The 14,816-nt window shown below is 52.8% G+C and carries 13 protein-coding genes and 6 tRNA genes; 1 reads left to right on the forward strand and 18 read right to left on the reverse strand.

Features of this window, described 5'->3' with window-relative positions; genetic code table 11:
• Positions 1 to 17: 17 nt before the first annotated feature.
• From GA0061070_RS02145 to miaB, 9 genes are all read right to left on the reverse strand, one after another.
• Positions 18 to 743: an amino acid ABC transporter ATP-binding protein gene (locus tag GA0061070_RS02145; protein WP_090133266.1), complete on the reverse strand. Its 726-nt coding sequence runs from the start codon at positions 741 to 743 to the stop codon at positions 18 to 20.
• On the reverse strand, positions 743 to 1,417 hold the full coding sequence (gltK, locus tag GA0061070_RS02150) for a glutamate/aspartate ABC transporter permease GltK (RefSeq protein WP_090133268.1): 675 nt from the start codon (positions 1,415 to 1,417) through the stop codon (positions 743 to 745). The genes GA0061070_RS02145 and gltK overlap by 1 nt, the downstream gene beginning before the upstream one ends.
• A gap of 2 nt (positions 1,418 to 1,419) precedes the next feature.
• Entirely contained in the window at positions 1,420 to 2,160 is a 741-nt protein-coding gene (locus GA0061070_RS02155) for an amino acid ABC transporter permease (protein ID WP_090133269.1), read from the reverse strand.
• 158 nt (positions 2,161 to 2,318) lie between these two features.
• The gene (locus GA0061070_RS02160; protein ID WP_090133271.1) at positions 2,319 to 3,242 is read right to left on the reverse strand and encodes an amino acid ABC transporter substrate-binding protein; all 924 of its coding nucleotides are present in this window, start codon (positions 3,240 to 3,242) and stop codon (positions 2,319 to 2,321) included.
• 377 nt (positions 3,243 to 3,619) lie between these two features.
• Positions 3,620 to 5,158: an apolipoprotein N-acyltransferase gene (gene lnt, locus GA0061070_RS02170; RefSeq protein ID WP_090133273.1), complete on the reverse strand. Its 1,539-nt coding sequence runs from the start codon at positions 5,156 to 5,158 to the stop codon at positions 3,620 to 3,622.
• 5 nt (positions 5,159 to 5,163) lie between these two features.
• Complete coding sequence (corC, locus tag GA0061070_RS02175) at positions 5,164 to 6,042, reverse strand: CNNM family magnesium/cobalt transport protein CorC (RefSeq protein ID WP_090133275.1); 879 nt, start codon at positions 6,040 to 6,042, stop codon at positions 5,164 to 5,166.
• A gap of 96 nt (positions 6,043 to 6,138) precedes the next feature.
• Positions 6,139 to 6,606 (reverse strand): rRNA maturation RNase YbeY, encoded by a 468-nt coding sequence (gene ybeY, locus GA0061070_RS02180; RefSeq protein ID WP_090133277.1) that lies wholly within the window; start codon positions 6,604 to 6,606, stop codon positions 6,139 to 6,141.
• Positions 6,603 to 7,649 carry a PhoH family protein gene (locus tag GA0061070_RS02185; protein WP_090133279.1) on the reverse strand — a complete coding sequence of 349 codons (1,047 nt, stop codon included), beginning with the start codon at positions 7,647 to 7,649 and terminating at the stop codon, positions 6,603 to 6,605. The genes ybeY and GA0061070_RS02185 overlap by 4 nt, the downstream gene beginning before the upstream one ends.
• 141 nt (positions 7,650 to 7,790) lie before the next feature.
• A complete protein-coding gene (gene miaB / locus GA0061070_RS02190; protein WP_090133281.1) occupies positions 7,791 to 9,215 on the reverse strand; it encodes a tRNA (N6-isopentenyl adenosine(37)-C2)-methylthiotransferase MiaB in 1,425 nt (474 codons plus the stop codon).
• A gap of 171 nt (positions 9,216 to 9,386) precedes the next feature.
• On the opposite strand from miaB, the gene ubiF reads away from it, so the two are divergent.
• Complete coding sequence (ubiF, locus tag GA0061070_RS02195; protein ID WP_090133283.1) at positions 9,387 to 10,559, forward strand: 3-demethoxyubiquinol 3-hydroxylase; 1,173 nt, start codon at positions 9,387 to 9,389, stop codon at positions 10,557 to 10,559.
• Positions 10,560 to 10,610: 51 nt separating this feature from the next.
• Here ubiF and GA0061070_RS02200 read toward each other — a convergent pair whose 3' ends face one another.
• The 9 genes from GA0061070_RS02200 to GA0061070_RS02240 all read right to left on the reverse strand — a co-directional run bounded on the left by GA0061070_RS02200 (position 10,611) and on the right by GA0061070_RS02240 (position 14,803).
• Complete coding sequence (locus tag GA0061070_RS02200; protein WP_090133285.1) at positions 10,611 to 11,195, reverse strand: hypothetical protein; 585 nt, start codon at positions 11,193 to 11,195, stop codon at positions 10,611 to 10,613.
• A 114-nt stretch (positions 11,196 to 11,309) separates the two neighbouring features.
• Positions 11,310 to 11,384: transfer RNA gene (locus tag GA0061070_RS02205), tRNA-Gln, on the reverse strand.
• Between the two features lie 33 nt (positions 11,385 to 11,417).
• Positions 11,418 to 11,492 (reverse strand) — tRNA-Gln (locus GA0061070_RS02210).
• Between the two features lie 45 nt (positions 11,493 to 11,537).
• Positions 11,538 to 11,614 (reverse strand) — tRNA-Met (locus GA0061070_RS02215).
• Positions 11,615 to 11,642: 28 nt separating this feature from the next.
• Positions 11,643 to 11,717: transfer RNA gene (locus GA0061070_RS02220), tRNA-Gln, on the reverse strand.
• Positions 11,718 to 11,739: 22 nt separating this feature from the next.
• Positions 11,740 to 11,824: transfer RNA gene (locus GA0061070_RS02225), tRNA-Leu, on the reverse strand.
• Between the two features lie 8 nt (positions 11,825 to 11,832).
• Positions 11,833 to 11,909, reverse strand: a tRNA-Met gene (locus tag GA0061070_RS02230).
• 221 nt (positions 11,910 to 12,130) lie between these two features.
• Positions 12,131 to 13,795: an asparagine synthase B gene (asnB, locus tag GA0061070_RS02235; protein ID WP_090133287.1), complete on the reverse strand. Its 1,665-nt coding sequence runs from the start codon at positions 13,793 to 13,795 to the stop codon at positions 12,131 to 12,133.
• A 255-nt stretch (positions 13,796 to 14,050) separates the two neighbouring features.
• Positions 14,051 to 14,803 carry an HAD-IIA family hydrolase gene (locus GA0061070_RS02240; protein ID WP_007373873.1) on the reverse strand — a complete coding sequence of 251 codons (753 nt, stop codon included), beginning with the start codon at positions 14,801 to 14,803 and terminating at the stop codon, positions 14,051 to 14,053.
• Between the last annotated feature and the right edge of the window lie 13 nt (positions 14,804 to 14,816).

The raw sequence follows: 14,816 nt of genomic DNA on the forward strand, positions 1-14,816 counted from the left end.
TGGCAGGCGTTAATTTGTTAGTGCAGGATTTTGGCGAGGAAATCTTTTGCTCGTTCGGATTTTGGATTATTAAAGAAAGCGTCTTTCTCTGAATCCTCAACGATTTTCCCTTCATCCATAAAGATCACGCGGTTTGCCACTTTGCGGGCAAAGCCCATTTCGTGAGTCACCACCATCATTGTCATCCCTTCGTTTGCCAGTTCGACCATCACGTCCAGCACTTCGTTGATCATCTCCGGATCGAGCGCTGATGTCGGTTCATCAAACAGCATCGCCACCGGATCCATACACAGAGCGCGGGCGATTGCCACACGTTGCTGCTGACCGCCAGAGAGCTGCGCCGGGAATTTGTTAGCGTGTGCCGACAGCCCAACACGCTCAAGCAATTTTAAGCCTTTTTCCCGCGCGGCGGCTTTATCACGCTTCAGCACTTTGACCTGCGCCAGCGTCAGGTTGTCGATAATCGACAGATGTGGGAAGAGTTCAAAATGCTGGAATACCATGCCGACATGCGATCGTAGTTTTGCCAGATTGGTTTTCTTGTCATTCACTTGGGTGCCGTTGACGATGATTTCACCTTTCTGCACCGGCTCCAGGCCGTTAACGGTTTTAATCAGCGTGGATTTACCGGAACCAGACGGGCCACACACTACCACCACTTCGCCTTTTTTCACTTCGGTGGAGCAGTCGGTCAACACCTGAAAGTGACCATACCATTTAGAAACATTTTTCAGGGAGATCATTAGACGGTCCTTTTCTTCAGCCAGCTGACCAACAGCGAAGCACTGAGACTGATAACAAAATACACGGCGCCGGCAAACAGGATCATTTCGACCTGGGTACCATCACGCTCGCCAATGGTGGATGCCGTACGGAAGAAATCCGCGAGGCTCAGGACATACACCAAAGAGGTGTCCTGGAACAGCACGATCCCTTGCGTTAACAGCAGCGGAACCATGGCGCGAAACGCCTGCGGCAGGATGATTAACTGCATCGACTGCCAGTGTGTCATACCCAACGCCAGCGCGGCGCTGGATTGTCCGCGCGAGATACTTTGGATACCGGCGCGGATAATTTCCGAATAGTAAGCCGCTTCGAACATTGAGAATGCCACCATTGCCGAAATCAAACGGATATCAGTTTGCGGCGACAGCCCCAGAACGTTTTGCAGGAAACCCGGCACAATCAGATAGAACCACAGCAGCACCATCACCAGCGGGATGGAACGGAAGACGTTCACATAGCTCTTGGCGAACCAGCGCAGCGGCGCAAACGTCGACAAACGCATTACTGCCAGCAGAGTGCCCCAGACGATCCCTACCACGATGGCAGTCACAGTGATTTTCAGCGTGATGGCCAACCCATTAAGCAGATAGGGCAGAGAAGGAACAATTGAACTCCAGTCGAAATCGTACATGTTTATTTGCCTCCCATATTGCCCGGCAGGCGAATTTTACGTTCTACCAGCGTCATCACTAGCATAATGACCGCGTTAATCAGGACATAGGCCAGGGTGATTGCAGTGAAGGATTCCCACGCATGCGCGGAGTAATCCAGCAGTTTCCCTGCCTGTGCCGCCATATCAACCAGACCGATGGTGGAGGCGATAGCGGAGTTTTTCACCAGATTCATCATTTCGGAGGTCATTGGCGGCACAATCACGCGATACGCATTCGGCAACAGCACATAACGGTAGGTTTGTGACAGCGTCAACCCCATTGCCAGCCCGGCGTTCTTTTGACCGCGCGGCAGCGACTGGATCGCCGCCCGCACCTGTTCGCATACACGAGCGGCGGTGAACAGCCCCAGACAAACCATTGAAGAGACGAAAAATTGGATATTCGGATCGAGCTCCTGTTTGAACCACATACCGATATTTTCCGGCAGTAGTTCCGGTACCACCAGATACCATGCAAAAAACTGCACGATCAGCGGAACGTTACGGAACAGTTCGACATAGACGGTGCCAATGCCGGACAGGAAACGGTTAGGGACAGTTCGCAGGATGCCAAACAGTGAACCGACAAGAAAAGCGATAATCCAGGCCGCGATGGAAAGCGCGATAGTGACCTGAAAACCACTCCATAGCCAGCCAAGGTAGGTGGTGTTGCCGAACGGGGCTTGTTGCAGGAATATTCCCCAGTTCCAGTCTATGGACATAAATCTACTCCAGAAAAAAGAGGGTAGCAGCGCTACCCTCGAAGATTGTATGAAGAGCGAGTTTTCGCGCTGAGTGGGGAACGACCATTCAACGTATAGTCTGTCCGTGCTACTTCGACAATCGAGAGGGCAGGTAAACCCGCCCCTAATGGTTTTAATTAGTTAAGAGCTTTGTCATTCGGTGCTTTGAACAGCGCTTTCATGTCTTCAGACAACGTAAAGTTCATGTTCATGTTTTTTGGCGGAATCGGGTTTTTAAACCATTTGTCGTAGGACTTCTCTGCCGCGCCGGAGGTTTGCAACTGAGCAATGGTGTCATCCATCAGCTTTTTAAACTCGGGATCGTTTTTACGCAGCATGCAGCCGTACGCTTCATGGGACTGCGGCGTACCGACGATTTCCCAGTTGTCCGGTTTCTTCGCTTTCGCCCGTTCACCTGCCAGCAGAGCATCATCCATCATAAAGGCCACTGCACGGCCGCTTTCCAGCGTACGGAAAGAGTCGCCGTGGTCTTTCGCGCTGATGATGCGCATGTCCATTTTCTTCTCATCATTCAGTTTGTTGAGCAGAATTTCGGAGGTGGTACCCGAGGTCACGACGACCGCTTTGCCTTTCAGATCAGAGAAATCTTTGATCGGGCCGCCTTTTTTGGTCAGCAGGCGCGTACCGACCACGAAAATGGTGTCGGAGAAAGCCGCTTGTTGCTGACGCTCAAGGTTGTTGGTGGTGGAACCACACTCAAAATCGAAAGTGCCGTTTTGCAGCAGCGGAATACGGTTCTGCGAAGTGATAGGGATCAGCTTAACGGCCAGATCCGGCTTATTCAGTTTTTTCTTCACCGCTTCAACGATAGCGTTGGAGTAATCCTGTGAGTAGCCGACCACTTTCTGTTCGTTGTCGTAATAGGAGAACGGTACGGATGATTCACGGTGACCCACGACGATAACGCCGTTTTTGGCAATTTTATCCAGCGTCGTTTGCTGCTGAGCAGCCGCATCGGCAGGTTTTGCATCTTCAGCATGAACCAGACCGGCGGACATTCCCATCACCAGCATCGCGGCGGCCAGTTTACGTAATTGCATATCCAGACTCCTTTATCGTCAGCGCCAGAGACGCATTGATACCCATTGTGTATGTTGTGTTTTTTTATAGACTGCGACTTTTTTGTGCAGTGTCGTGTGTGTTTGTTACATTTAGTCTGGCTTAATGTAAAGGTTTTGCTGCGGTATTGTTTATTTTTGCGAGGCGTGCCGCACCGTTTAAAGGCAAAAAACTTACATTGCACCAAACTGGTGCTGCTATTGTTTCCTGCCGGTGCGACTCTGTTGCACATAAGCGGATTTCATAGCTGCCTGATATGTATAAGCAAATGGCATGCCAAAACGAGTTTGTGTTGGATAGTCGTTCCAGGCCGGATAAGTGCAGTGCTTATCCGGCCTGGAAAAGAGAGGGAGGGCGATTAACGGCGGCGCTGGCGCAGGCTCATCACCACGGCGGCAAAGCCGAAGAGGGCGGAGAGGATCCATACCGGCCAGTTACCTGCACGTGCGTATGGTGTCAAACCGGAAGTTGGCGTGACGCTGGTGGTGAGTACCTCGCGGGTAAACTGCGGGATCATCGCCTGAATCTCGCCCTGCGGGCCAATCACTGCGGTGATACCATTGTTGGTGCTGCGCAGCAGAGGACGCGCCAGTTCCAGCGCGCGCATACGCGCCATCTGGAAGTGCTGCCACGGGCCGATAGACTTGCCGAACCACGCATCGTTAGAGATGGTCAGCAGGAAATCGGTATCCGGGCGGAAGTTGTCACGCACATGCTCGCCAAGGATGATCTCATAGCAGATAGTCGCCGTTAGCTTCAGGCCGTGCGCCGTCAATGGCGGCTGCACATACGCTCCGCGGCTGAATGAAGACATCGGTAGATCGAAGAACGGCGCCAGCGGGCGCAGAATCGATTCCAGCGGTACGAATTCGCCAAACGGCACCAGATGGTTCTTGTTGTAGCGATCGGATGAGCTGTAGCTGTAGGCGCTGTCTTTACCCAGCGTGATAATGGTGTTGTAGGTATCGTAACGGTTTTGCTGATTCAGCCGCGCATCGACAATGCCAGTAATAAGTGTACTGTCATGCGCTCGCAGCAGATCATCCATGGCGGTTAAAAAGCGCTGCTGATTAATCTCCAGATCCGTAATAGCGGACTCCGGCCAGATGATCAGTTGCGATTTACCCATCACCTGCTCAGTGGCGTCGCTGTAGATTTTCAGCGTGTTGTACAGTTGCTTTTCGTCCCACTTCAGCGTCTGGGGAATATTGCCCTGTACCAGCGAAACCTGCGTGGTGCGCTGTGGCAGCAACTGATACCACTGGATATAGCGTAGCGGGAACGGCAGGGCGAACAGCAGTACCGCAATCACTAACGGACGCCAGCTTTTGTTTACCAGCGCCAGTACCAGCAGGCCGCTAACTACCATTAACAGGAAATTGATGGCTTCGACGCCCATCAGCGGTGCCAGCCCTTTCAGCGGACCGTCAATCTGGCTGTAGCCAAACTGTAGCCACGGGAACCCGGTGAGTACCCAGCCGCGCAAAAATTCGGTAATTTGCCATATTACGGGTGCGGCGACAGCCACGCGCAGCCAGTTTGTTTGCGGCCAAAGGCGTGACAAAATTCCGGCGAACAGACCGGTATACAGCGACAAATAGGCGGCCAGCAATACCACGAGGAAAACATTGACCGGACCAGGCATACCGCCGAACTGCGCGATACTGACGTAAACCCAGTGTATGCCGCTACCAAACAGCCCTAACCCCCAGAAATAGCCAATCCAGGCTGACTGCAGCGGTCGGCGATTGAGGGTTAATCCTTGCAGACCAACCAGAGATATAAGGGCAGCGGGCCAGAAGTCATAAGGAGAAAAAGCCAGCGTTCCGCTGGCTCCGAACAGCAGTGCCAGCAGCAGACGCACGCGCTGGCGCTCAAACAGTGAGGCAAATACCATTTACATTACTCATCCAGTTTTGGTTGCGGCGAATCATCAGGCATTCTGACGTGGACCTGAATAATACGTCGGCTGTCGGACATAGCGACTTTGAATTGGTAACCATCAATGTCAATCGCTTCTCCGCGCGCCGGGAGATGGCCAAACGCCTGCATCACCAGCCCGCCGATGGTGTCCACTTCTTCATCGCTGAAGTGGGTGCCGAAGGTTTCATTGAAGTCTTCAATCGGTGCCAGCGCGCGCACCGTCCAGGTGTGACGGCTGAGCTGGCGGAAGTCGATATCCTCTTCTTCGTCGTACTCATCTTCAATTTCGCCGACAATCAACTCCAGAATGTCTTCAATCGTCACCAGACCGGAAACACCACCAAACTCATCAATCACGATAGCCATATGGTAGCGCTGGGAACGGAACTCTTTCAGCATGCGATCCACACGCTTACTTTCCGGTACCACCACTGCCGGGCGTAACACCTTTTCCATGCTGAAGGCTTCGGCATCGCTGCGCATAAAGGGCAGCAAATCTTTGGCCATCAGAATCCCTTCGATATGATCTTTGTCTTCGCTGATCACCGGAAAGCGCGAGTGGGCAGACTCGATAATGACATCGAGACATTCGTCCAGCGTCTGGTTGCGTTTCAGGGTGATCATTTGTGAACGGGGGATCATGATGTCGCGTACGCGCTGGTCCGCAATATCCATCACCCCTTCAAGCATGTCGCGCGTATCGTTGTCGATAAGCTCGTTCTGCCCGGAGTCTCGGATCAGAGCCAGTAAGTCGTCACGGTTTTTCGGTTCGCCGTGGAAAAGCTGGCTTAGTAAAAGGGAGAAGAATCCCTTCTTGCTGTTGGTTGTGTCGCTACTGTGTGAGTTATCGTCGCTCATGGCGTCGTGTGGGTTCTCATGTTGGTTAATTTGTCGCTCGTCACGCGTAAACTCAGCGCCGGACGGCAGTTAAGAGTAGAAGTGCAGGCTTTCCGGTTACTCTTTCTCGGAAATGTACGGATCCTCATAGCCCAGAGCAAGCATTATCTCTGTCTCGATTCCTTCCATTTCTTCCGCTTCATCGTCTGCAATATGGTCGTAACCAAGCAGGTGTAAGCTACCGTGCACAACCATATGTGCCCAGTGTGCATCCAGCGGTTTACCTTGCTCCAGCGCTTCTTGTTCCACCACCTGGCGGCAGATAATCAGATCGCCGAGCAGCGACATTTCGATGCCGGGTGGTGCTTCAAAAGGGAATGACAGCACATTGGTCGGCTTATCTTTCCCGCGATAAGTCATATTGAGTTCGTGGCTTTCCGCGTTGTCGACCAGGCGAATGGTAACTTCTGCTTCTTCCTGAAACTGCGGGATAACCGCGTCCAGCCATTTCTGAAACTGTGCTTCTTCTGGCAGGCCGCTGTTATCTTCACACGCCAACTGTAAATCGAGGATCACCTGACTCATTTCTGTTCCTGCTCCTGTGCTTCGCGCTTACGTTCGGCAGCCAGTTCTGCTTTACGTTTCTGTTCGGCTTCTTCCCATGCCTCGTAGGCGATAACGATGCGAGCAACGACAGGATGGCGGACCACGTCTTCGCTGTGGAAAAAGTTAAAGCTAATTTCATCGACATTCGCCAACACTTCAATCGCATGGCGCAGGCCGGATTTGGTATTGCGTGGCAGGTCGATTTGCGTGATGTCGCCGGTGATCACTGCTTTTGAGTTAAAGCCGATACGCGTCAGGAACATCTTCATCTGTTCGATGGTGGTGTTCTGGCTTTCATCAAGAATAATGAAGGCGTCGTTTAATGTCCGCCCGCGCATATAGGCCAGCGGCGCGACTTCAATTACGTTGCGTTCAATCAGTTTCTCCACGCGTTCGAAACCGATCATTTCAAACAGCGCGTCATACAGCGGGCGCAGATACGGATCCACTTTCTGGCTGAGATCGCCAGGCAGAAAGCCCAGTTTTTCCCCCGCCTCAACCGCCGGACGCGTTAGCAGAATACGGCGCACTTCCTGGCGTTCCAGCGCATCCACCGCCGCTGCAACAGCAAGGTAGGTTTTCCCTGTACCCGCTGGGCCTACGCCGAAGGTGATATCGTGGTCGAGAATATTGGCGACGTACTGAGCCTGGTTTGGCGTACGCGGTTTAATCACGCCACGCTTGGTTTTGATGTGGATAGCTTTGCCGTAGTCCGGTACGCTCTCGGCGCTCTGTTCCAGCACGCGGGCTTCTTTGATCGCCAGATGAATTTGTTCCGGTTCGATATCCTGTATCTGACCGCGCATCGGCGCAGTATCGACATACAGCGTGCGTAGAATGTCAGTCGCTGCGTTGACGCAGATCTCGCGTCCGGTGAGTTTGAAGTGATTATCGCGACGGTTGATTTCGATGCCCAGTCGCCGCTCCAGTTGTTTGATGTTGTCGTCAAACGGGCCGCACAGACTTAGCAGACGTGCGTTATCCGCTGGCTCAAGGGTAATTTCACGCGTATCTATGTTCAAACTGTTCCTCTTTTCAGTGTGTCGCGGGCTATGCCCATCAGGGAATTATTCACGGCATATTAAGAAGTCGCAAGCATAGCGCATGATGTTGGGGCTGGCAGGGGAAAAGCAAGGCCTGCCAGAAATGGCAGGCCAGTGGCCTTACGGCTGGTACATGCCGACGCCGAGGTCGTTCTCTTTACGCGTACGGGCGATCACCGATGCCGGAGATTCCACAACACGCAGACCCATTTCGTCTTCGGTACGAACCAGTACGCCGCGCAGGGAATTTGGATAGACGTCAACGATTTCCACATCGACGAATTTACCGATCATCTCCGGCGAGCCTTCAAAGTTCACCACGCGATTATTTTCGGTGCGACCAGACAGCTCCATGATGTTCTTGCGTGAGGTGCCTTCTACCAGAATGCGCTGGGTAGTGCCGAGCATACGCCGACTCCAGGCCATCGCCTGCTGGTTAATGCGCTCTTGCAAAATATAGAGGCGCTGTTTTTTCTCCTCTTCCGGCACATCGTCCACCATATCGGCGGCCGGTGTCCCCGGACGTGCAGAGAAGATAAAGCTGTAGCTCATGTCAAAATTGACATCGGCGATCAGCTTCATGGTCTTTTCGAAATCGTCTGTGGTTTCACCAGGGAAGCCAACGATAAAGTCGGAGCTTATCTGGATATCCGGGCGCGCCTCGCGCAGCTTGCGAATAATTGCTTTATATTCCAGCGCGGTGTGCGTACGGCCCATCATGTTCAGCACGCGGTCGGAACCGCTTTGCACTGGCAGGTGCAGGAAGCTCACCAGCTCCGGCGTATCACGGTAGACATCAACGATATCGTCGGTGAATTCAATCGGGTGGCTGGTGGTGAAACGGATACGGTCAATGCCGTCGATCGCGGCGACCAGACGCAACAGTTCCGCAAAGGTTTCGGCGCTGCCGTCGAAGCTCACACCGCGCCAGGCGTTAACGTTCTGGCCGAGCAGGTTCACTTCGCGCACACCCTGCGCCGCCAGTTGAGCGATTTCAAACAGAATGTCGTCAGACGGGCGGCTAACTTCTTCACCGCGGGTGTAAGGCACTACGCAGTAAGTACAGTATTTGTTGCAGCCTTCCATGATAGAGACAAAGGCAGTCGGGCCTTCGGCGCGCGGCTCCGGCAGTCGATCGAATTTTTCAATTTCCGGGAAGCTAATATCGACGACCGGGCTACGGTTGCCGCGTACGGAGTTGATCATCTCCGGCAGGCGATGCAGAGTTTGCGGCCCGAAAATGATGTCAACGTAGTGGGCGCGCTGACGGATGTGGTCGCCTTCCTGTGAAGCCACGCAGCCGCCGACACCGATAATCAGATCGGGGTTTTTCTCTTTCAGCAGCTTCCAGCGACCCAGTTGATGGAAAACTTTTTCCTGAGCCTTTTCGCGGATCGAGCAGGTATTGAGCAGCAGCACATCCGCCTCTTCCGCCACGTCGGTCAGTTGATAGCCGTGTGTGGCATCCAGCAGATCGGCCATCTTTGATGAATCGTATTCATTCATCTGACAGCCCCAGGTTTTTATGTGGAGTTTTTTAGTCATTGACTTGCTCTTGCTTAAGTTCATATACCCCGAGTATGACGGGTATAAGCCAGGATTGCAGGCCGCGTATTGTAATGCTTTGGTCGCGTGCTGACCAGTATGACGGATGTCAGACGCAAGGGAGAAAAAATCCGGTAAACTTAAGGGATTCTCGTTTAAGGAAAATTAGCCATGACACATCATACTGAAGTCGCCGTCGTTGGCGGTGGCATGGTCGGCGGAGCACTGGCGCTGGGGCTGGCGCAACATGGATTTAGCGTTACGGTGATTGAACAGCATGCGCCGTCTGCGTTTGATGCGACGGCGCAGCCGGATGTGCGTATTTCGGCGATTAGCGCCGCATCGGTGGCGTTGCTGCGCGGGCTGGGTGTCTGGGAACGCGTGCAGGCGATGCGCTGCCATCCATATCGCCAACTGGAAACATGGGAGTGGGAAAACGCCCATGTGATATTCGACGCCCGCGAGCTGAAATTACCGCTGCTCGGTTATATGGTTGAAAACAATGTCCTGCAACGTGCACTGTGGGACGCGCTGGAGGCGCATCCGCAGGTGACGTTACGTGTTCCTGCAGCACTCAGTGGACTGCATGCGGACGGCGATCATTATCAGTTGACCTTCGAAGAGGGCGAGCCGCTAACGGCGAAGTTAGTGGTCGGCGCGGATGGTGCGAACTCCCGCGTTCGGCAGGCTGCCGGGATTGGCATTCATGTCTGGCAGTATCAGCAATCCTGTATGTTAATTACCGTTGAGTGCGACGCTGAGGCAGGCGAAAGTACCTGGCAACATTTTACCCCCGACGGGCCGCACGCCTTTTTACCGCTGTTTGGCAATTGGGCCTCGTTGGTGTGGTATGACACGCCTGCGCGTATTCGCCAGTTACAGACGTTGTCTATGGTGCAACTGGAGCAGGAGATTGCCCGCAACTTTCCTCCGCGACTGGGGCGTGTGAAGCCGGTTGCGGCGGCAGCATTCCCGCTGGCACGCCGTCATGCGTTGCAGTATGTTCGCCCCGGCCTTGCGCTGGTGGGCGATGCGGCACATACCATTCATCCGCTGGCCGGGCAGGGCGTCAATCTGGGCTATCGCGATGTTGATGCTTTGCTGGAAGTGCTTGCCGGGGCGCGTACGCACGGTGAAGCCTGGGCCAGTCATGCGATTTTAAAACGCTATCAGACGCGTCGAATGGCGGATAACTTTATTATGCAAAGTGGTATGGATCTGTTCTATGCCGGGTTCAGCAATAACCTTGGCCCGGTCAGGTTGTTGCGTAATATTGGTCTGATGGCGGCGGAACGTGCCGGAGTGCTGAAACGTCAGGCGCTGAAATATGCTTTAGGGCTATAGACGGTAACTTTAGTGCCGCGAGTATCCAGTGCTCGCGGCCTTTAATTCGCATTAGTGTAACGAAAACAGTACATCCAGCGCGGTGCGCACGCGCATTTTCTGCTGAAAAAAGGCCTGGTAACCATTCGCAGCTTCAACACGCTGCAATGCCCATGCACCGGCGCGCATATCGCGTATTGTTGCCAACGTATGGTAGATCGACAGCAGCAGAAGTATAAATGCCGCCACTGCTGCGATCCCGGCATAGATTGTCCACTCAATTTCCCTCGTCTGCTGTATCAGCAGTCCTAAGGTCATTAACTGCAAAATAAGCCGGGCAATAAAGCCACGCCAGTAGAACTGCTGAAGACGTTCTGACGTATGAAAACAGGGGTTTTTAAGCGAAGCGCGTTGCTCTTCCAGCGGAATACCTTGTATGTAAACTTTCCAGTTGGAGATTTCGCTGAGCAGCGTGACCTGGCCACGCTGGCTGAGCGTGTGCAGCCGCATCGAAACCAGCACCGGAAACACAAGCCCCATCAGCAGACCATACAAAAAGGGGGCAGGGAGGCCGAAAAAAGCCAGCGCCAGGTAAAATACACCTAACAGAATGTAGCGTGGAGAGTAGAGTGGGAAGGCTGTTGTCTGGTAGTTCATGATGTCATCCCTGCTGAGTAATGGTTTAAATTATCACTGACTTTGGCGGGATGCTTGCTACCAATTCCGGGGATTAACAAAAAAGCTCGCCGAAGCGAGCTTTTTTGCATTAAGTGGCTGGGGTACGAGGATTCGAACCTCGGGATGGTGGAATCAGAATCCACTGCCTTACCGCTTGGCGATACCCCAAATGTGCGCCCGCAAAAGCAAACGTCTTTGAGATGGCTGGGGTACGAGGATTCGAACCTCGGGATGGTGGAATCAGAATCCACTGCCTTACCGCTTGGCGATACCCCAACAAATCTTGCAGGTTTAATACACTAAAGTATTACACCTTAAATATGGTGGCTACGACGGGAATCGAACCTGTGACCCCAGCATTATGAGTGCTGTGCTCTAACCAGCTGAGCTACGTAGCCAAAATTTACTGCTTACCCAGTCATCGACTGGCTGGGGTACCTGGATTCGAACCAGGGAATGCCGGTATCAAAAACCGGTGCCTTACCGCTTGGCGATACCCCATCCGTGCAACACCTATTGGGAATGGTGCGGGAGGCGAGACTTGAACTCGCACACCTTGCGGCGCCAGAACCTAAATCTGGTGCGTCTACCAATTTCGCCACTCCCGCAAAAAAGATGGTGGCTACGACGGGAATCGAACCTGTGACCCCAGCATTATGAGTGCTGTGCTCTAACCAGCTGAGCTACGTAGCCATCTTTTTTTCGCGTTACCTTATCGGTGTTGCGGGGCGCATTATGCGTATTGGACCTTACAGCGTCAATATCTTTTTCATCGAAAATTGCCGTAATGTGACTGTTTGGTTAGGTTGCGAACAGCATGGCTGCTTTATTCAACAAAATTCGAATTTATTCATGAAATCAGTGATACAAAAAAATACAGGCCCCGCAGGACCCGTAAGGATAACCGCTATTTATTAATAAGCGGACTGGTGAATACCTACCGCGCGGCCTGACGGATCGTTCATGGTTTTGAATGCTTCATCCCACTCGAATGCTTTAACCGAAGAGCAGGCGACGGACGGACCGCCAGGTACGCATTCTGCTGCGCTTGGCAGCGGGAACAGCTCTTCAAAGATTTCGCGGTACAAATACGCTTCTTTTGACGCTGGCGTGTTGTACGGGAAGCGGTAGCTGGCGGTCGCCAGTTGCTGATCCGTCACCTGCTGCGCCGCTACTTCTTTCAGCGTATCGATCCAACTGTAACCTACGCCGTCGGAGAACTGCTCTTTCTGGCGCCACGCCACGCTTGCTGGCAGATAGGATTCAAAACATTCGCGCAGAATGTGTTTTTCCATTTTGCCGTTGCTGCCGCACATTTTGTCCTGCGGGTTGATGCGCATTGCCACGTCGAGGAACTTCTTATCGAGGAACGGAACGCGAGCTTCAACACCCCAGGCCGACATCGCTTTGTTTGCACGCGCGCAGTCAAACATATGCAGCGCTTGCAGTTTGCGCACGGTTTCTTCATGCAATTCTTTGGCATTTGGTGCTTTATGGAAGTAGAGATAGCCACCGAATACTTCATCGGAACCTTCACCAGAAAGTACCATTTTGATACCCATCGCTTTGATTTTACGCGACATCAGGTACATTGGAGTTGAAGCGCGAATAGTCGTCACGTCATAAGTTTCGATGTGATAGATAACGTCGCGGATAGCATCCAGACCTTCCTGCACGGTGAAGTGAATTTCATGGTGCACGGTGCCGAGATGGTTAGCCACTTCCTGCGCGGCTTTCAGATCCGGCGCGCCTTTCAGGCCAACGGCAAAGGAGTGCAATTGCGGCCACCAGGCTTCAGAACGCTCCTGATCTTCAACACGACGCGCAGCGAATTTCTTGGTGATGGCTGAAATGATGGAAGAATCCAGACCGCCAGAGAGCAGCACGCCATACGGCACGTCTGACATCAGATGGCTTTTCACCGATTCTTCCAGCGCCTGGCGCAGCTCGGCTTTATCCGTCACGTTGTCTTTTACGGCGTCATAGTCAAACCAGTCACGGTGATAGTAAGAACGGATTTCACCGTCTTTGCTCCACAGATAGCTACCTGCCGGAAACTCTTTAATCGTGCGGCAAACCGGTACCAGCGCTTTCATTTCTGAGGCAACATAAAAGTTGCCGTGCTCATCGTGCCCCATGTACAGCGGAATAATACCGATATGGTCGCGACCAATCAGGTAAGCATCTTTTTCACTGTCATACAGGACGAAAGCAAACATCCCCTGCAAGTCGTCGAGGAATTCCGGGCCTTTCTCCTGATACAGCGCGAGGATCACTTCACAGTCGGAACCGGTCTGGAATGCATAGCGATCGCCGTATTCTGCGCGCAGTGCCTGATGGTTGTAGATTTCACCGTTAACCGCCAGCACATGCGTTTTTTTCTCGTTATACAGCGGCTGTGCGCCAGCGTTGACGTCAACAATAGAGAGACGCTCATGGGCCAGAATGGCTTTGTCACTTGCATACACGCCGGACCAATCCGGGCCACGGTGGCGCATCAGGCGGGATAATTCCAGCGCTTTTTTACGTAATTCTGCTGCGTCGGTTTTAATATCCAGTACGCCAAAAATTGAACACATAGACTTCTCCGTTAACCTTGAGGGTATTGCTGCAATGTTGTGTGCTTGCATTCAAAATGCCGCAAAAGCGCAGGGGCGTGCAAGCCTTTTGCGTTCACAAGCGTAAAAAGTGCAATAGTGATTATCGAATGCTGAAAAAAGAGTACAGATTGAACTCGGTTATTGATGAATCATCAAAATAAAACGCTTTTTATTGAATGGCGTTGTTTTTTGTCATGCCCAAAATGAAAAGCCACGCCCGAAGACGTGGTTCTGTCAGATAACATCAATTTCCGCGACGGAGGGATAAATCCACGAAGGGCGAAATGGCATGGCGTCAATATCATCGATTTGCGAAACACCCGAAAGCACCAGAATGGTCTCCAGGCCGGCCTGAAAACCAGCCAGGATGTCGGTGCGCAGGTTGTCGCCGACAATCACTGTCTGTTCTGAGTGCGCCTGCATCGTATTCAGCGCGGCGCGGATGATCCATGGGCTGGGTTTGCCGACGTAAAACGGTTTACGGCCAGAAATCTTTTCGATACCTGCACACAGCGCGCCACACGCCGGGTAAAAACCGCGCCCGTGGGTGTCCGGGTTGGTGGCAATAAAGCGTGCGCCATTGGCGACAAAGAAGGCCGCTTTGTGCATCATTTCCCAGTTATAGGAGCGGGTCTCGCCGACGATGACAAAATCCGGGTTGATGTCGGTAATGGTAAAGCCTGCTTTATAAAGCTCATGGATTAGCGCGCCTTCACCAACAACATAGGCTTTTTTACCTTCCTGGCGCTTGAGAAAATCTGCGGTGGCCATGGCCGAGGTATAAAAGACGCTGGCGGGCACATCAATACCGGCAGAAATAAAGCGGTTCGCCAGATCCTGGCCGGTCTGAGAAGGGTAATTCGTCAGCAGCACCAGCGGCATTCCTTTCTCAAGGATGCGCGTGATGAACTCTGCCGCGCCAGGCACCGCTACGTTATCGTGCATCAGCACGCCGTCGATATCACAGATTACATTCTGAATGGTCATGGACTGTCCGGAT

It is taken from the genome of Kosakonia oryziphila (genome assembly GCF_900094795.1).
Taxonomy (GTDB): Bacteria; Pseudomonadota; Gammaproteobacteria; order Enterobacterales; family Enterobacteriaceae; genus Kosakonia; species Kosakonia oryziphila.